Annotated in this window: 16 protein-coding genes; 5 read left to right on the plus strand and 11 right to left on the minus strand. The window is 70.1% G+C overall.

The window, feature by feature from the left end:
- Positions 1–138 precede the first annotated feature (138 nt).
- Positions 139–1437 carry an ABC transporter substrate-binding protein gene (locus ACVN90_RS19200; RefSeq protein WP_475099799.1) on the plus strand — a complete coding sequence of 433 codons (1299 nt, stop codon included), beginning with the start codon at positions 139–141 and terminating at the stop codon, positions 1435–1437.
- Positions 1438–1587: 150 nt separating this feature from the next.
- Positions 1588–3756 (plus strand): glycoside hydrolase family 3 N-terminal domain-containing protein, encoded by a 2169-nt coding sequence (locus tag ACVN90_RS19205; RefSeq protein WP_475099800.1) that lies wholly within the window; start codon positions 1588–1590, stop codon positions 3754–3756.
- Between the two features lies 1 nt (position 3757).
- Here ACVN90_RS19205 and ACVN90_RS19210 read toward each other — a convergent pair whose 3' ends face one another.
- The 4 genes from ACVN90_RS19210 to ACVN90_RS19225 all read right to left on the minus strand — a co-directional run bounded on the left by ACVN90_RS19210 (position 3758) and on the right by ACVN90_RS19225 (position 9039).
- The gene (locus tag ACVN90_RS19210) at positions 3758–5218 is read right to left on the minus strand and encodes a family 43 glycosylhydrolase (protein ID WP_475099801.1); all 1461 of its coding nucleotides are present in this window, start codon (positions 5216–5218) and stop codon (positions 3758–3760) included.
- A 114-nt stretch (positions 5219–5332) separates the two neighbouring features.
- Positions 5333–6238, minus strand: a complete 906-nt coding sequence (locus ACVN90_RS19215; protein ID WP_475099802.1) for an alpha/beta hydrolase — start codon at positions 6236–6238, stop codon at positions 5333–5335.
- Entirely contained in the window at positions 6231–7712 is a 1482-nt protein-coding gene (locus ACVN90_RS19220) for a C-glycoside deglycosidase beta subunit domain-containing protein (protein ID WP_475099803.1), read from the minus strand. The genes ACVN90_RS19215 and ACVN90_RS19220 overlap by 8 nt, the downstream gene beginning before the upstream one ends.
- Positions 7713–7737: 25 nt before the next feature.
- Positions 7738–9039 (minus strand): C-glycoside deglycosidase beta subunit domain-containing protein, encoded by a 1302-nt coding sequence (locus ACVN90_RS19225; protein ID WP_475099804.1) that lies wholly within the window; start codon positions 9037–9039, stop codon positions 7738–7740.
- 214 nt (positions 9040–9253) lie between these two features.
- On the opposite strand from ACVN90_RS19225, the gene ACVN90_RS19230 reads away from it, so the two are divergent.
- Positions 9254–10207, plus strand: a complete 954-nt coding sequence (locus tag ACVN90_RS19230) for a LysR family transcriptional regulator (protein ID WP_475099805.1) — start codon at positions 9254–9256, stop codon at positions 10205–10207.
- 59 nt (positions 10208–10266) lie between these two features.
- Here the strand turns inward: ACVN90_RS19230 and ACVN90_RS19235 are convergent, their stop codons facing one another.
- Positions 10267–10785: an RpiB/LacA/LacB family sugar-phosphate isomerase gene (locus ACVN90_RS19235; protein ID WP_475099806.1), complete on the minus strand. Its 519-nt coding sequence runs from the start codon at positions 10783–10785 to the stop codon at positions 10267–10269.
- A gap of 26 nt (positions 10786–10811) precedes the next feature.
- Positions 10812–11750: a VOC family protein gene (locus tag ACVN90_RS19240; RefSeq protein WP_475099807.1), complete on the minus strand. Its 939-nt coding sequence runs from the start codon at positions 11748–11750 to the stop codon at positions 10812–10814.
- Between the two features lie 26 nt (positions 11751–11776).
- Here ACVN90_RS19240 and ACVN90_RS19245 point away from each other — a divergent pair, with 26 nt between their 5' ends.
- Entirely contained in the window at positions 11777–11998 is a 222-nt protein-coding gene (locus ACVN90_RS19245; protein ID WP_475099808.1) for a hypothetical protein, read from the plus strand.
- A 20-nt stretch (positions 11999–12018) separates the two neighbouring features.
- Here the strand turns inward: ACVN90_RS19245 and ACVN90_RS19250 are convergent, their stop codons facing one another.
- Positions 12019–13017: an acyl-CoA thioesterase gene (locus ACVN90_RS19250; RefSeq protein WP_475099809.1), complete on the minus strand. Its 999-nt coding sequence runs from the start codon at positions 13015–13017 to the stop codon at positions 12019–12021.
- Positions 13018–13115: 98 nt separating this feature from the next.
- Between ACVN90_RS19250 and purU the strand changes: the two genes are divergently transcribed.
- On the plus strand, positions 13116–13991 hold the full coding sequence (purU, locus tag ACVN90_RS19255) for a formyltetrahydrofolate deformylase (RefSeq protein WP_475099810.1): 876 nt from the start codon (positions 13116–13118) through the stop codon (positions 13989–13991).
- 92 nt (positions 13992–14083) lie between these two features.
- Here purU and ACVN90_RS19260 read toward each other — a convergent pair whose 3' ends face one another.
- The 4 genes from ACVN90_RS19260 to ACVN90_RS19275 all read right to left on the minus strand — a co-directional run bounded on the left by ACVN90_RS19260 (position 14084) and on the right by ACVN90_RS19275 (position 17586).
- Positions 14084–14875 (minus strand): IclR family transcriptional regulator domain-containing protein, encoded by a 792-nt coding sequence (locus tag ACVN90_RS19260; protein ID WP_475099811.1) that lies wholly within the window; start codon positions 14873–14875, stop codon positions 14084–14086.
- A 92-nt stretch (positions 14876–14967) separates the two neighbouring features.
- On the minus strand, positions 14968–16140 hold the full coding sequence (locus tag ACVN90_RS19265; RefSeq protein WP_475099812.1) for a thiolase family protein: 1173 nt from the start codon (positions 16138–16140) through the stop codon (positions 14968–14970).
- A 1-nt stretch (position 16141) separates the two neighbouring features.
- Entirely contained in the window at positions 16142–16828 is a 687-nt protein-coding gene (locus ACVN90_RS19270; protein ID WP_475099813.1) for a 3-oxoacid CoA-transferase subunit B, read from the minus strand.
- Entirely contained in the window at positions 16825–17586 is a 762-nt protein-coding gene (locus ACVN90_RS19275) for a 3-oxoacid CoA-transferase subunit A (protein ID WP_475099814.1), read from the minus strand. Before ACVN90_RS19275 ends, ACVN90_RS19270 begins: the two co-directional genes overlap by 4 nt.
- Positions 17587–17803 lie beyond the last annotated feature (217 nt).

Raw genomic sequence — 17803 nt, forward strand, 5'->3', positions numbered from 1 at the left:
TCGCGGATCACCGAGGCAATTGCCGCACATAAGCATCGCTAATGTCGAAAACCTACATATCATGCGACGCTTGATGTGCGGCCCCGAGGCCGAGCCAGCAACCCGAGCTGGCGACAACGAAGTCACGAAAGGGTCGAAATGCCACAGCACACAGCCTCCCGGCCTCTCCGGTGGTCGCTTCTCGCGGCTCCCGTCGCCGGGGTTCTCATTCTCGCCGGCTGCTCCGGTGGCGGCGGCGACGACGGCACCGATGGCGGTGACGGCGACGCCGTCGGTTTCTCGCTCATGGTCGCCGAGGCGAACGACGCCGACAACTACTACGAGCAGCTCACTGAGATGTACACCGAGGAGACCGGCGTTCCGGTCGAGGTGATCCCGTACCCGTCGGACGCGTACAACACGCAGGTCACCACGCAGCTCCAGGCCGGCAATGCCGCCGACGCCATGATCCTCGCACCCGGCACAGGCCAGCCGATCTCGGTGGTCACCCTTGCCGAGGCGGGCTTCCTCGAGCCGCTCAGCGACACCAGCGCCGGGATCATCCCCGCGGGCAGTGAGGCCCAGTACACCGTCGACGACAACGTGTACGGACAGCCCACCGCACTCGCCCCGGTCGGCCTCATCTACAACTCCGCCGGCGGCGAAGAAGTCGGCATCGACGAATACCCGGCGACGTACGACGACCTGCTGGCGGCCTGCCAGACGGCCCGCGACGGCGGCAAGACCTTCACGGTCCTCGCCGGCGGCGTGCCGTTCAACACCGGCCTGTTCGCCCAGCTCATCTCGGCCACGCGCGTCTACCAGGGCGAACCCGACTGGAACGAGCAGCGGGCCGCGGGCGACGTCACCTTCGCCGACAGCGAGGGCTGGCAGGAGACGCTCGACGACATCGTCGAGCTCAACGACACCGGCTGCTTCCAGGACGGCGCCGCGGGCGGCACGTTCGACAACATCACCGCCGGCATCGGCGGGGGCACGGCGCTGACGGCGGCGACGCCCGGCTCGGCTGCGGCCTCGATCGGTGGCGCCACCGGCCTCGACATCACCGTGCAGGCCTTCCCGCCGGCCGACGGGCAGGAGGCGTTCACGCTCGCCTCGGCGAACTACGCCTGGGCCATCAACGCGAAGTCCGACGACGCGGTGAAGTCGTCCGCACAGGAGTTCCTCGACTGGGCGGCCCAGCCGGAGCAGGCCAAGACCTACGCCGATCTGGCCGGCTACGTGCCGATCACGGGCGTCACGGCCGCCGACCTCCTCCCGAGCTACGCGCCGATCGGCGACCTGCTCGAGTCGGGCGCCTACACCGGTCTGCCCAACGCCAGCTGGCCGAACCCCGCCGTCTACGACGCGCTCGGCGTCGGCGTGCAGGGCCTCTTGACCGGACAAAAGACGGTCGACCAGGTTCTCGCCGACATGGACGCGGCGTGGGGCGAGTGACCGCACCGCATCCGCTCTGAATGATGCCGCCCGGGGCCCCGCCCCGGGCGGCATCGTCATGACCTGCCCGACCCCCTGCCCGACCCCCTGCGCCGCCTGTCAGGTGGCGCAACACGCGGACGCGCGTCGCGACCCCCGGAGGAGCACGAGATGAGCCGATCGACCCGCGTGCAGAGGCTGCTGAGCGAGATGACCCCGGCCGAGAAACTGGGCCAACTGCAGATCGTGTTCCGGCCGCGGCACGACGATGCGGCGCAGCTCATCCGCGAAGGCCTCGGATCGATCTTCTGGCCGCGGTCGGCTGCGGCGACCAACGCCCTGCAGCGGGTCGCCGTCGAAGAGACGCGGCTCGGCATCCCCGTCCTCGTCGGGCTCGACGTCATCCACGGCCAGCGCACGATCGCGCCCGTCCCTCTCGCGCAGGCCGCGAGCTTCGACCGCTCGCTCGTCGCCGAGCTCGCCGCCCTCGCTGCCGCCGAGGCGCGCTCGGGCGGCGTCACCTGGACCTTCTCCCCCATGATCGACGTCTCGCGCGACCCGCGCTGGGGTCGCGTGGTCGAGGGCTTCGGCGAAGACGTCCACCTGACTTCGGCGATGGGCCGCGCGATGGTGCGCGGCTATCAGGGCGACGATCTCGCCTCTCCGCAGTCGATCGCCGCGACGGCGAAGCACTTCGTTGCATACGGGCAACCCGAGGGCGGCCGCGACTACAACACGGTCGACGTGTCGGAACACCGCCTGCGCAACACCTACCTCGAGCCGTTCCGCGCGGTCGTCGACGAAGGTGCCGCCTCGGTCATGGCCTCGTTCAACACCGTCGCAGGCGTGCCGATGCACGCCAACCGACGGCTGATGACGGGCGTGCTGAAAGAGGAGTGGAGCTTCGCAGGTGTGGTCGTGGGCGACGCCGAAGGCGTACGAAACCTGCTTCCGCACGGCATCGCCGAGGATCTGACGGATGCTGTGTCCCAGGCGTTCCGCGCCGGGCTCGACGTCGAGATGGGCGGCGCGCCCGCCGAGATCCAGGCCGAGGCCCTCGCCGCCATCGACCCGGCTCGCCTCGATGACGCCGTCGCCCGCGTGCTCGCACTCAAGGAATCCCTCGGCCTCTTCGACGCGCCCTACTCGAGCGAGGCAGACGAGGTGACCTCCCCGACCGATGCCGGCCGGGCCCTCGTGCGCCGCGCAGCCGCGCGGTCTTCGGTGCTGCTCAAGAATGACGGGACCCTGCCGCTCAGGGCGCCCGCGCGCGTGCTGCTGACCGGCCCTTACGCCGACTCGACCGACCACCTCGGCGCCTGGACACAGTCCTTCGGCGCCGACGCAAGAACCATCGCCGACGAGTTCGCCGCCCGTCGCCCCGACGCCGACCTGAGCGTGGTCCCCGGCGTCGACTTCCTCGGCGACGATGCGTCCGGCATCGTGGACGCCGTCCAGGCCGCGCGAGCCAGCGATGTCGTCGTGGTGTTCGTCGGTGAGCCCAGCGCACTGTCGGGCGAGGCGGCCTCCCGCAGCGACCTGCGCCTGCCGGGGCGGCAGGAGCAGCTGATCCGTGAGATCGCCGGCACGGGCACCCCCTTCGTCGTCGTCCTCGAGACCGGCCGCCCGCTCATCGTGTCGGACTGGATCGACCTCGCCCCCACCGTCATGGTCGCGTGGCACGGCGGCACCGAGGCCGCCGCCGCGATCGTCGACGTTCTCCTCGGTCACGCGGAGCCTGCGGGGCGCCTGCCGATGTCGTGGCCGCGGGCCGTCGGGCAGATCCCGATCCACTACGCGCACGAGAACACGGGCCGCCCCGCGACGACGAGCGGATCGCTCACCACCGAGACCGCCGACATCGGGCTTCACGGACCCGCGAACGTGCAGGACAAGTACACGTCGAAGTATCTCGATCTCGAGCTCGGGCCGCAGTTCGCCTTCGGCCACGGATCGGGTTACGCGACCTTCTCGCACGGGGCGGCCACGCTGTCGGCCGCGTCGATCGGCGGCTCCGAGCTCGAGGCGGGCGCCGCCCTGACGCTGTCGCTCGAGGTCGCCAACACCTCGACGCGTGCGGGCGACGAGGTCGTGCAGGTCTTCGTCGAGGACGTCGTCGCGAGCGTCGCACCGCCGGTCCGCCGGCTCGTCGCGTTCGAACGCCGAACCATCGATCCTGGTCTCACCACGGTCTTCGAGTTCGGGATCGGCCGCGATCAGCTCGGTTTCTGGGCCACGGATGCTGCTGCCCCGGCGTTCGTTGTGGAACCGGGCGCCTTCCGGCTACATGTCGGCGCGACGCTCGCGTCGACCCAAGCCGTGGAGCTGCGGGTCGTCTGACTCAGCGGAGGGGCCGGTACCGGAAGTCGCGGAACCGCGCCGTCCCCTCGCCGGCCGCGTACAGCGCGGGGCGCAGGCTCAGCAGGTCGCCCATCGTGTTGGCGTGGTAGCCGGAGGTCTCGTAGCGGATCGCGTGGCGCACCCACTCCTCGCGGGGCACGCGGTACCAGCCGGTGACGATGTGCCGATCGTTGCGAATGCGCAGCTGCAGTCGGTTCACCGCGGGCGCGGGCTCGCGCCAATGAGTGACGTGGCCGCCGGAGTAGCTCCGCATCCGTTCCCCGTCGATCCCCATGCCGCAGAACAGCCGGTCGTTGAAGAACAGGAGCAGCCCGCCCTCGGCCCCCTCGATCTCGACGTCGACCTCGATCTCGTACGAGTGGTCGCCGACGACGAGCGCGAGGGGGGATGTGTCCCCCGGCCCCGCACCCTTGCCCGCGAGCACCAGACCGTCGTCCAGCGTGAGGCGCTCCGCCTCGCCCGGCGACGGGGCGTGGAACGTCCACCGTTCCCCGAGTCGCAGATCGGCGAAGTCGTCCTCGAAGCCCTGGGACGGGGACTGGACGGATGCTGCGGCCGGGGCCTCCAGCTCTCCTCCGATGTCGTCGAGCGCGGCGACGGGCCAGCCGTCCTCGGTCCACGCGATCGGCTCGAGCAGGATCTGGCGACCGAGCGTGCGGAAGCCGTTCTCGTAGCCGTGCGACACCATCCACCAGTCGCCGTCGCCCGTGGCGAGGATTGTCGCGTGCCCGCGTGACCACCACTTGTCGGCCGCGTCCTCGGTGCGCGCGATGGGGTTGTGCGGGCAGTTCTCCCACGGACCGTCGACCGAGCGCGACCGCGCGACGATGACCATGTGCCCGGTCGGCGGTCCGCCGGTACCGCCGACGGCGCTCACGAGGTAGAACCACTCCCCGCGCCGGAACAGCTTGGGCCCTTCGAGCGCATAGGCCTCCGTGATCCACTCGTCGGGGTAGCGCCAGCCGTCGTACACCTTCTCGAGCTCGCCGACGGTCGCCAACCCGTCGTCCGTCAGCGCGATGCGGCGGATGCCGTTGACGAAGAGATACCGCTTGCCGTCCTCGCCGACGACGTGACCTGGGTCGATCGCCCAGCGGATGCCGAGGTCGATGGGATCCGACCACGGGCCTTCCATCGAGTCCGCGTGGATGACGAAGATCGCCGGCGCCTCGAGTGCCGACCAGGGCGCGGGGATGAACGGGATGTAGATGAAGAAGCGCCCGTCCACCTCCGCGATGTCGACCGCGAACGTGCTGCCGAGCGGCTCGGCGAGCGCCGAGCCCGAGTAGGTCCAGTTCACGAGATCGGGCGACCGATAGAGCAGAAGGCCCGGCGCCGACTCGAACGATGAGTACGTCATCCAGTACTCGTCGCCCACCCTGATGACCGCGGGGTCTGGTCGGTCACCGCCCAGCACTGGGTTGACGAAGGTGCCGGGCACCGGTTCACCCCTCATGGATCAGTCGCGCACGGGAACCCACGTCGCGCTGCGCCGCGATGATGCGGTCTTCGAGTTCGTCCGTCTCTTCGACGAGTCCGCTCACGCGATGCACGGTCACCGTGACCGGACCCAGTCCGCGATCGCCTCCACGGTCGGCAGCGCCGTCGGGTCGGCGGGCTCGTTGATATGGCCGTGGTCGGCGCCGGACTCCAGGCGGAGGGCGACGTCGATCCCCGCAGCATCCAACTGCCGTGCGAGAGCCTCGCCAGACGGACGCAGCCCGTCGAATTCGCACACGAGCACGAACGTCGGCGGGAATCCGTCGACCGACCCGAGTGCTGCGAACGCGTGCGAATCGGCCAGCGCCTCGACGGATCCCGCGAAGTTCAGCGCGAGGGCGCCGTGCGGGGACTCGGGATCGAGATCCGCCGACGCCGCGGGTCCGTTCGGGTGCACGACCGGGTAGACGAGCACGAGCCCGTCGGGCAGCCGTTCGCCCGCATCCCGCAGTCGTGCGACCGCCCCGGCGGTGAGGTTGCCGCCCGCGCTGGCGCCCCCGAGATGCACGGTGTCGGTGCCGAACAGCTCTTCCGCGTGCGCGACCGCGTGGCGCCACGCGGCGAGCACGTCGTCCGAAGGCTCGGGGAAGTGCACGTCGCCGAGGCACTTGACGTAGTCCACCGCGAGAATGGGGATCCCGCGCGCCGCGAGTTCGAGTGCGACCCAGTTCGACTCCGGCATGTCGAGGTGGCCGCCGATGAACGCGCCGCCGTGCACCCAGACGAGGGCGCGACCGGATGCCTCGGCCGAGGCATCGGTGTACAGCCGCGCCGGCACCGCGCGGGCACCGCCGTCGATCGCGACCTCGCGCGTCTCGACGTTCGCGAGGCGCGGGAAGCGGCGCTTCAGCGACTCCGTGTCGATGTCGGGGCGCGGGTCGGCGGGCTCGCCGTGCTCACGGAAGATCCGCAGCACCTCGGGCAGCGGCAGCGTGCGGAAGTCGACGTCGGTGTCAGACATGAGCCGCCTGCACGGCGCGCATCGACGCCCGGATGAGGTCGTGCTGCTTGCGGACGAGCAGCAGCGGGTCGACTTCGCCCAGCTCGGCGAAGGCGTGACCCTCCCACTCGCTCGACCAGTAGCCGCGGTAGCCCCCCTCGACGAAGACCCGCACGAGCTCGGGGTAGTCGATGGCCGGCTCCTGGCCGTTCTCGTCGATGTCGTAGAACTTCGCGTGCACGTGCTTGATCTGCGGCATGATGTCGGCCCACTCGCGCGGGTCGACGTGACCGTGCATGTTGAACGCGAGGTGCGCGAACGAGCCGAGGCGGCCCGGGTCGAAGTCGCGGCTCTTCAGGTAGCCGATGAACTCCTGCTGCCGCTCCTGCATCGTGGCATCGGTCGCCCAGATGCGCTGCAGCTCGGCGAGCGCGACGTCATCGAGACCCGCGCGCTGCACGGCCCGCAGCAGCGTCGGCGACATGCTGTGCATCGTCGACGAGAAGTCCGCGACGAACCCGAGCAACGGCGAGTCCAGCTCGGCGTAGGTGTCCCGCACCTTCAGGATCGGCTCGGCGTTCGGCCCCATCGGCGCGTGGATCTCGTACGCCAGCTGCAGGTCCAGGCTCTCGGCGACGGGCAGCAGCCGCCGCAGCAGCTCCGGCTTCGCGGACTGGATGCGCACCAGCGGGAATCCCAGCTTCTTCGCCCCCTGGAACATGAGCTCGCTGAACTCGAACTCCTCGTCCGGCGTCATGTCGCGGTTGCGCCGGCGGCCCATGTCGAGGTTCGCGCCGAAGGAGCTGGCGTCGAAGCCGTGCTTGTCGAACGCGGCGCGCCACTGCGCGACGAACTCGTCCGACACGACCGGGTAGCTCGGCAGCACCTGCGACGCGACGATCTCGATCCCCGGACCGATGCCCAGCTCGGCCACGCGGTCGAGCAGGCCGTCGAAGTCGTACCAGCCGGCGCGGAACTCGGCGCTCGCCGAGTACAGCGTGAGGCCGAGCTTGAAGGGGTCTTCCTCCGCGGCGGGCGGCGGAGGCGCGATGCCGGTCACGGTCGCCGGGGGCGCAGCATCCGTGTCCGTCACCGTCAGCGTGAAGGACTGCCGCACGATGTTCGGCACGTACAGGCCGGGGCCGCCGTCCTGGCCGGGCGCGATCTGCATGTACGGCAGGCGCAGCTCGCCGAAGATCTCGACGTCGTGCTGCTCGCCGAGCGCGACCGGCTGGTCGAGACGGGCGATGAGGAGCGGATGCTGCTGCAAGAACCAGAGCGTCTCACTCTGCTGCGGCAGCTCGGCGATCGAAAATCGTCGGCCGTCGATCTCGAAGGCCAGGTCGTCGGCCGGGATCTCGACGCCGTCGACGGTGAGGCGCAGGGTCGAGACGGACGAGAGCCAGAGGCTCCGGTACCAGGGCAGGGTGAGCTTCAGCGCGAGCCCGTCCGGGTGCGGGCGGAGGCTGTCTTCGGCGATGAGTCCGTTGGGCATGGTTCTCTCCGTTTCGGGCGGAATGTCAGAGGGTGGAGGCGATCGAGCGGATGAGGGAGTGCTGGCGGCGCACCTGCTCGATCGAGCGCCAGGGGATGCGGTCGCCCTCGTACTCACTCGACAGGTAGCCGGTGTAGCCGGCGTCCTTGAGGGCGCGGAGCACCGGCTCCCACGGGATCTGCTGGTCTTCGAGGTTCTCGTCGATGTCGTGGAACTTCGCCTGGATGAAGACGACGTACTCCGCGATGTCGGCGATGTCGGCGGGGTCGACCCCGATGCCGTCGAGGAACGCGGGGCGGCGGCCGGGCAGCTCGCCGGGCTTCAGAGGGATCGGGCGGTCCTGGAAGATGCCGGTGTCGAGCAGCAGGCCGAAATGCTTCGTGCCGGTGCGCTGGATGAGGCCGATGTAGTCGTCGACGACCTCGTGCTTGATTGGCGTGGGCGAGTGGATCTCGGGGCAGATGACGACGTCGAGCTCGGCCGCCAGGTCGAGCGACCGCTCGACCGATTCGGTCCAGATCGGGTGCGGGATGAGGTCGCTCGACACGACGCCGATCTTCGGACGCACGAAGCGGAAGCCGAGCTGCTTGGCGAGACGCAGATCGCGCTGGAGCATGGCAGCGCCTTCGGCCGCCGTGAGGTCACGGGCATTCGCGCCGCTCGAGTGCAGGCGGGTGTCGATCCACGACCCATAGTTGGTGGGCTCGAGCGAGTACTTCTCGAGGAGGGCGAACCAGCGGTCGATCCACTCGGTCGTGGGCTCGGGGTAGCGCGCGATGTGGCCTTCGCCGAGGATCTCGACGCCGGTCGCGCCGACGTCGGCCACCGCCGCGAGCGCGGTCTCGAGGTCCATGACGGTGCCGTAGTCGGTCATGAAGCTGTACAGGCTGACGCCGTACTTGAACGGGCCGCCCTTCTCCGACGACGTCAGCGTGATGTGCCGCGACACCTCGTAGGTCGACGGCTGGTGCTCCTGGGGGATGTACGACATGCGCAGCCGCAGCTGGATCGAGACCTCGTGCGTGCCCTCGGGAAGTCCTCCCGGGTGCGGCACCGTGACGATCGCGGCCTCCTCGAGGGGCCAGCGCACACCCTCCGAGTCCCACAGCTCCTGCAGCGAGTAGGTGCGGCCGGCGAAGGTCCAGAGCGGCACCTCCGCCGGGACGTCGACGAGGTCTCGGACACGAACGGCGACGCCGTCGATGAGGGATGCCGCCATCCCGCGGTACGACGGCATGCGCAGGCGGAACTGAAACCCGGTGATCTCACCGCCCTCGCGGACGTTGCGGAAGCCCACGGACTGGATGAGATCTCTCTCGAGAAGCATCGATGCTCGCTCTCTGGGTCGGGACCGCGTTGCAGCGGGCCGGGAGTCTTCTCGAGCGTATCAGCGTTAGGCGTGATTTAGACATAAGTAAGTGTGATGCGCGCATAATTGCTCCGAGGGCTGCGCATCGTTGCGAACGATGCCACCTCCCCCTCGCATAGATTGCACGGATACACTGGCCCCAGGCATCCCAAACCCGGAGGAGCACACCGTCGTGTCCGATCAACCGCTCCTCTCCCGGCTCGATCTGAACCTCCTGGTCGCCCTGGACGCACTGCTGACCGAGCGCAGCGTGACGCGTGCCGCCGAGCGGCTGCACCTGAGCCAGCCGGCGCTGAGCGCGTCGCTCGCCCGGCTGCGCACCCACTTCAACGACCAGATCCTCGCCCGCAGAGGCAACACCTACGAGCTGACCCCGCTCGCTCTGCGGCTCACCGAGCACACGACCACGGCGCTCGAGGCCGCCCGCCGCGTGTTCGAGAGCCAGGCCACGTGGAGCCCGCGCGACTCGACCCGCGAGTTCTCGATCTACGGCTCCGACTACGGCTTCGCCACCATCGGCAGCGAGGTGTCCCGCCTCGCCGCCGAGACCGCCCCGGGCGTGCGCTTCCGGTTCATGCTGCACAACCCCACGATCGTCGACGACGCGCTCAACCGACTGCGCTCGGCCGACGGCATGGTGATCCCGCACGGCTATCTCGTCGACCTCCCCTACGCGGACCTGTGGCGGGACGGCTGGGTGGTCCTGGCCTCGGAGTCGAACGAGCAGGTCGGCGACGAGCTGACGATGGAGGTGCTCGGTGCCCTGCCGTGGGTCTTCACCTACCAGTCGCGCACGGCCTTCACCTCGGCGGCCCGTCAACTGCAGCAGCTGGGCATCGAGCCCCACATCGAGGCAGTCGTCGAGAGCTTCCTCGCGCTCCCGCACTTCATCGCCGGCACCAACCGCCTCGGGCTGATCCAGGCGGGGCTCGCGCACGTCGCCGAGTCCGTGGCGGGCGTGCGCACGCTCGCGGCTCCCTTCGACGCCACGCCCGTCGTCAATGCGCTGTGGTGGCACCCCGTCCACGGCCGCGACCCCGAGCACGCCTGGATGCGCGGCATCTTCGAACAGGCCGCAGCATCCGTATCGAATCGCCCCGCCTCCGGCGTGAGCCTGCCGGTCTGATCCAGGGCCGACCCCTCGCGGAGCCCAGCCGGCCCGCGCCCGTTCGAGGCGCCCGGGGTCTACTCTCGCGAGACCGCGATCTGCTCGGGCTCGAGCTGCACGGCCCAGCCCTCGATCGTGCCGGCGTTCTCGTACTCCTCGATCTGGAGGATGCGGCGCCCGCGCGCGACCGAGTGCGGCAGCGACGCCTTCACGAACGCGCTGAGCGTGAGCCACGCGTTCTCCTCGAACGCGATCCCGTCGAACACGAGCACGTTCGCGTCGACGATCTCGCGCGCGTCAGCAGCCGCCCGGGGTGATGCGACCTGCACCGCACGGGCACCGTTGACCTTGTTCGCGGCGATCACTCCGGCGAAACCCTCGCTGAGGACGAGCGTTCCGAACGCGTCGATGCCGGCGTCCTGATCCGCGACGACGGCGGCGCCCACCCGGATCGCGAAGATCGGGTAGTCGTCGCCCGGATCGAGCTGTTCCGCGCCGTGCCACACGACCTCGTGCCCCGCGGCGTTCGCGCGGGTCTCGAGGGCGCGACCGAGTTCGTAGCCGCCGTGATCCGCGGCGAAGTGGATGCGTGCCATGGGATGACTCTTCTCGTCGATCTCGATCACACCGGCGGTGCGACGAACAGGCCCTTGTCGATGTCGTTGAACGATTCGCGGGCGATGAGCTCGCTCATCTCCTGCGCGGTCCCCCACTGGTCCTGGTTCGACACGTCCTTGATGTTGAGCCGGTGGGGCTGCCACGTCTCCTCGTCGACGACCGAAAGCTCGGTGGTGTACTCGATCGTGTTTCCGGCGGGGCTGAGGAAGTACGCGAACGTGTTGTCGCCGGCGTTGTGCCGGCCCGGGCCCCAGATCATGCGGGCGCCCGAGCGGAGGATCTTGCCCGCGCCGCGCATCCACTCCTCTATCCCGCGCATCTCGAACGAGAGGTGGTGCAGCGAGTGATGGGGGCCCATGGCGATGGCGACCGAATGGTGTGTCGGGTTGCAGCGCATGAAGTGCATCATGCTCACGCCGTCGGGACGGGTCAGCGAGTCCGAGATCGTGAAGTCGAGGTGGTCGATGTACCACTGCGCCGACTGCTCGAGGTTCGCCGAGTTGAACACGACGTGCGAGAGCTTCGCCGGGATGGGCTCGCGCTCACGGATCTTGCGCGCCTCGCGCGTCTGGTAGCCCGTCGAGAACTCCAGCACGCGCCCGTCGCCGTCGAACACGCGGAAGCCGTACCCGCCACCGAAGCCCGTCAGCTCCTGCGGCTCATGCACGAACCGCACGTCCTCCGCGTGGAGCTTGGCGGCGAGTGCCTCGAGGTCTGCGCGGTCGGCGACGGCGAACGCCGCGAGATCGACGCGCTTCTCATCGCGTCGCAGGCGCAGGATGAAGGGCTCGCTCGACCCCTCGGCGGCCAGGTGGCTGAGGCCGTCCTCCGCGGCGACCTCGGTGAGGCCCCAGTGCCGCACGAAGAAGTCGCGCTCCGTCTCGAAGTCCGGCACGGCGAGGGCCGCGTATCGGAGGTGGGACACCAGGCGTCGGGTCATCATCGACTCACTTTCTTGAGGACGATTCCATGCTCGTCCCCCGCCCGCTATCGAGGAAGATGATATTCCCGATCGGCGGCATCAGCCTCGGTGATCAGACTCGAACACCGTCCCGGCGTGAGGCGAGCGTCGCGCCGAGGGCCGAGCTCACCGCCCTGGACGATCGGCTGGCGTGCCTCACCAAGAGCCGCGACGCCGTCGCCCGGTATCTCGACCTCACCCGAAACGGCGACCTGATCGGCGCCGCGTAGATCCGCCGGCCGGCGCCCGGTTACGGCTCGAGCGTGAGGGAGGCCGCGATCGGCACGATCTCCTCGCGCAGCGCCATGATCTCGCGCACGTGCTCCTGCAGGCGCTCGTCCTCCGCGAGCTCGGGGGTCCACTGCGGGACCGGCTGCGCGACGCCGTCGGCGCCGGGGACGACGAACACGCTGAGGCACTGCGTGGTCAGCGTGCGCTCGTGCGGCGTGCGCGGGTCGGCGGTCCACACCCGCGTGCTGACGTGCATGCTGTGCCGGCTCGTGAAGACGATGCGCGCGTCGACGTCGACGAGATGCCCGATCACGACCGGCGCGAGGAAGTGGATGCCGCCCGAGTAGACGCCGATCGCCGCACTCGCATCCTCGCCGTCCTTCGCCCACGCCGCCGCGACCGCGTAGCCGGCCTCGTCGATCCAGCGCATCACCGTGCCGCCATGCGCCTTGCCGCCGAAGTTCACTACGCCGGGCGGCGCGAGGAACGTCAGCGTCGTGCGCGGGGCGGTCGAGGCATCCGTGTAGTCCTCCTCGAGCATGAGGCGCTTGATCTCGGCGCGCGATTCGATGCGCTCCAGCGCGCCCTCGGCGAGCTTGTGGTCGGAGCGAGTGACCGGGGTCCACGCCGGCACCTCGGTGGGCCGCCCATCGGCACCCTTCGCGACGAAGACGAGGATGCACGTCGTCGCCGGCGTGTACAGGCGCTCGCTGACCTCGGTCGACGACACGGTGACGACCACGTGCATGCTCGTGCGGCCGGTGTAGACGATGCGGGCCCGCACCTCGATGAGGCTCCCGGGCGCGATGGGCCGGCGATGGCGGACGTTCCCGACGTACGCGGTGACGCAGTAGGCACCCGCCCAACCGACCGCGCAGGCGTAGCCGGCCTTGTCGATCCACTCCATGACGCTGCCTGCGGCGACCGATCGTCCGCCCGCGGCGGTGTCGGCGGGGACCGCCATGAACCGCAGCGTGATGCGGTCGTCGCGGGCCGCGGCCCCGGAACCGGTGCTCATGCCGTCAGAGTACGGGCCGCAGCATCCGTGTGTCCCGTGCATGTCGCGCAGGCCGACCTCAAGAAGCGGGGTTCCTTCGCACAGGGCAGAATCGAACAATGGCCGCCTCCCCGCACCTGAATCCCGACCACGCCTGCCTCATCGTCCACGGCAGCGACAAGCCGGGAATCGTTGCGGCCGTCTCGGCGATGATCACGCGCATCGGTGGCAACATCGTCGCGTTCGACCAGTACTCCGACAACCCCGAGGGCGGCGCGTACTTCCAGCGGGTGGTGTTCCACCGGCCGAGCTTCGCCGCGGACCGCCCGCACATCGAGGATGAGATCGCCCGGACGCTCGCCGGCTTCGACCTGGAGTGGTCGCTGACCGACCAGTCCGTGCCGAAGCGCATGGCGATCCTGGCGTCGAAGCAGGACCACTGCCTGCTCGACCTGCTGTGGCGGCACCGCCGCGGCGACCTGCCGGTGACCGTGCCGATGGTGATCTCGAACCACACGGCGTCGGCCGAGGACGTCCGCTCGTTCGGCGTGCCGTTCTTCCACGTGCCAGGCGTCGCCGGCCCCGACAAGTCCGCGTCCGAAGCGAAGATCCTCGAGCTGCTGCGCGGGAACGTGGACTTCGTGGTGCTCGCCCGCTACATGCAGATCCTGTCGGGCGACTTCCTCACGGAGCTCGGGGTGCCGGTGATCAACATCCACCACTCGTTCCTGCCCGCCTTCATCGGCGCCGAGCCGTACAAGAAGGCCAAGGAACGCGGCGTCAAGCTCATCGGCGCCACTTCGCACTACGTCACCGACGACCTCGACGAGGGTCCGATCATCGAGCAGGACACCGTGCGCGTCACCCACGCCGACTCGGCGGCCGAGCTCGCGCGCCGCGGCGCCGACGTCGAGCGTCAGGTGCTCTCCCGCGCCGTGCTGTGGCACGCCGAGGACCGCGTCATCCGCCACGGCAACCACACGATCGTCTTCTGACGCCCGCCCACAGCCCCGGTCAAGAATCGCGAAAGGGTGGATTTCCGCACCGCGCGGCCGTGCGGAAATCTACCCTTTCGCGATTCCAGGGGTCAGATCAGGCGAAGCTCGGCGTCGATTGCCGCGGCCGTCTCCCGCAGCAGCGGCAGGTGGTGCTCGCGGACGTGCTCGACACTGTCGCGCGTGGCGCTGGTCGAGACGTTGACCGCGGCCACCACGTCACCGCGGCGGTCGTGCAGCGGCACGGCGACAGAGCGCAGGCCCGGCTCGAGCTCGCCGTCGACGAGGGACCATCCCTGTTCGCGCACGCGGTCGAGCTCTGCGCGCAGCTCTCCGGCGTCGGTCACGGTGCGCTCGGTGAGGGACGGGAGGACGGATGCTGCGAGCAGCTCGTCGCGCGCGGCATCCGGCAGGCCCGCCAGCAGCACGCGCCCCATCGACGTCGCGAAGGCGGGGAAGCGGGTGCCGATCGTGATGCGCACGCTCATGATGCGCCGGGTCGGAACGCGCGCGATGTAGACGATGTCGCCGCCGTCGAGCACGGCCGCCGAGACGCTCTCGTCGACCTCGCGCGAGAGCCGCTCGAGGTGGGGCTGCACGATCTCGGGGATCGACAGGGCGGAGAGGTAGCTGAAGCCCAGCTCGAGCACGCGCGGGGTGAGTGCGAACGTGCGGCCGACACCTGACCCGGCCGAGCCGCGCACGTAGCCCAGCTCCTCGAGGGTGCGCAGGAACCGGCCCGCTGCCGCGCGCGTGATCTCCGCACGGCGCGCCACTTCGCTGAGCGTCAGCTCGGGGTGCTCCGCGTCGAACGCCCGGATCACGGCGAGCCCGCGCGCCAGGGACTGAACAGTGTCGCTCGTGCGGGCCGCGGCGTCGGTCATCGGCTCACCCTATCCGCCTCGCCGCCGCCCATCGGCCGGCGTGCGCAGCAGCTGCCGGAATCTGCAGCTGTCGTGCCACGGGGAGCTCCGCTTCAGCGTTCGAGCACGACGGCGAGGCCCTGCCCGACGCCGATGCAGATCGCGGCGACCGCGACACCGCCGCCGCGGCGGGCGAGCTCGTGCGCGGCGTGGCCGATGATGCGGCCTCCCGAGGCGCCGAGCGGGTGCCCGATCGCGAGCGCGCCGCCGTGGATGTTCACCCGCTCCGGGTCCAGGCCCGCCCACCCCCTGATGTCGGCGAGCGACTGCGACGCGAAGGCCTCGTTCAGCTCGACGAGGTCGACATCGGCCCACGTGCGGCCGGCGCGGGCGAGCGCCTTGTTCGCCGCCTCGATCGGGGCCAGCGGGAAGACGTCGGGGTCGACGCCATGCGCCGCACGCGCCGTGATGCGGGCGAGGGGCTCGCTCGGCAGCGCCCCTTCGCGGCCCAGCAGCACCGCGGAGGCGCCGTCGTTGATGGGCGACGAGTTGCCGGCCGTGACGCTGCCCTCGCCGTCCGGGGCGAACAGCGCCTTGAGCCCCGCGAGCTTCTCCACCGACGTGTCGTCGCGGATTCCTTCGTCCCGGGCGAGCTCGGCGCCGGGAACCTGCACGATCTCGCCGTCGTAGATCCCGTCCGCCCACGCCTGCGCGGCGAGGCGGTGCGAGCGCTCCGCGAACTCGTCCTGCGCCTCGCGAGAGATGCCCTGCTCGCGGGCGATCTTCTCGGCGGACTCGCCGTTCGAGATCGTCCAGTGCTTCGGCAGCCTCGGGTTGGTCATGCGCCACCCGATCGACGTGTTCCACAGCGTCTGGTTGCCGACGCTCGGCCACGGCCGCGGCGACTTCTCGACGACGTACGGGGCACGGCTCATCGACTCGACGCCACCGGCGAGCACGATGTCGGCGTCGCCCGCGTCGATCGCCCGCGACCCCTGGATGACCGCCTCGACCGACGAGGCGCACAGCCGGTTCACCGTCACCCCGGTCACCGACGTCGGGAAGCCGGCGAGCAGCGCGCCCATGCGCGCGACGTTGCGGTTGTCTTCCCCGGCCTGGTTCGCGTCGCCGAAGATCACGTCGTCGATGCGCGCGGGGTCGAGGCCCGTGCGCTCGACGATCGCCTTCATGACCACGGCGGCCAGGTCGTCGGGACGCACGCCCGAGAGGGCGCCGCCGGCGCGACCGAACGGGGTGCGGACGGCGTCGTACACGTAGGTCGTCATGTCATTCACCTTCCCGGATGCTGCGGGTCGAGGCATCCGTCAATTCCAGGCCCGTGAGCTCAGCGAGGAGCTCGACGGTGTTGTCGCCGAAGGCTTCGCGCACCGCGAAGCCGTCAGGCGTGACGTCGAACACGGCGTGGTCGGTGTAGACCCGCGTGACGCAGCCGACGCCGGTGAGCGGGTAGGTGCAGGCCTCCACGAGCTTCGACTCGCCGGTCTTGGTGAGGAGGTCGGTCATGACGTAGACGTTCTTCGCGCCGATGGCGAGATCCATCGCGCCGCCGACCGCCGGGATCGCGCCCGGCGCCCCGGTGGACCAGTTCGCCAGGTCGCCGCCCTGCGACACCTGGAACGCGCCGAGCACGCACACGTCGAGATGGCCGCCGCGCATCATCCCGAACGAGTCGGCGTGGTGGAAGTACGCCGCTCCCGCGAGGGCGGTGACGGGCTGCTTGCCCGCGTTGATGAGGTCGGGGTCGATCTCTCCGGCGGCGGGCGACGGCCCCATGCCGAGCATGCCGTTCTCGGTGTGGAGGATGATCTCCTGGTCGTCCGGCAGGTAGTCGGCGACGAGCGTCGGCGCGCCGATGCCGAGGTTGACGTACGACCCCTCGGGGATGTCCTGCGCGATGCGCGCCGCGAGCTGCTCGCGGGTGATGCGCGTCGCCTTCGTTGCGGTCTCGGTCACTGGTCGACCTCGCTTCCGGATGCTGCGGCGCCGGCGAGCGGGCGCCCTTCGATGTCCACTCCGCCGACGAACGCGCCCTCGTCGAGCCACGCGCGCTCGCCCACCGCGACCACGCGGTCGACGAAGATGCCGGGAGTCACCACGGTCTCGGGGTCGAGCGAACCGAGCGGGACGAGCTCGTCGACCTGCACGATCGTCGTGGTCGCGGCAGAGGCCATGATGGGCCCGAAGTTGCGCGCGGTCTCGCGGTAGACGAGGTTGCCCCACCGGTCGGCGCGGTACGCGCTCACCAGGGCGTAGTCCGCCTTGATCGGGTACTCGAGCGCGTAGGAGCGGCCGTCGATCTCGCGGATCTCCTTGCCTTCGGCGAGCTGGGTGCCCACGCCGGTCGGCGAGAAGAACGCCCCGATGCCCGCCCCCGCCGCGCGGATGCGCTCGGCGAGGTTGCCCTGCGGCACGAGCTCCAGCTCGATCTCGCCGGCGCGGTACAGCCCGTCGAACACCCACGAGTCGTGCTGACGCGGGAACGAGCAGAGGATCTTGCGCACCCGCTTCTTCGCGAGCAGCGCCGCGAGTCCCACGTCGCCGTTGCCCGCGTTGTTGTTGATGATCGTGAGGCCCGACGCACCTTGCGCGATGAGCGCGTCGATGAGCTCGACGGGCTGCCCGGCACGCCCGAAGCCGCCGATCATGATGGTCGCTCCGTCAGGGATGCCGGCCACGGCCTCCTCGACGGAGCCCACGGTCTTGTCGATCACGAGCCGCCTCCTTGCTTGTTCGCGCTGCGAACACATGTACGCTCTGCGATCCAGTGTACGCCAGCAAACGGGGTCGCCGAAACCCCCCGCCGCGAGCGCACGACGCCGCGATCGGCCCGGGTCGCAGCATCCGTCTCCCTCACCGTTTGCGGGATCAGGAGATCTGGCGGAGGCAGGACGATCTGCGGCGGAACGTCCTGTCTTCGCCAGATCAGGA

This window comes from Microbacterium sp. F01 (genome assembly GCF_056156365.1).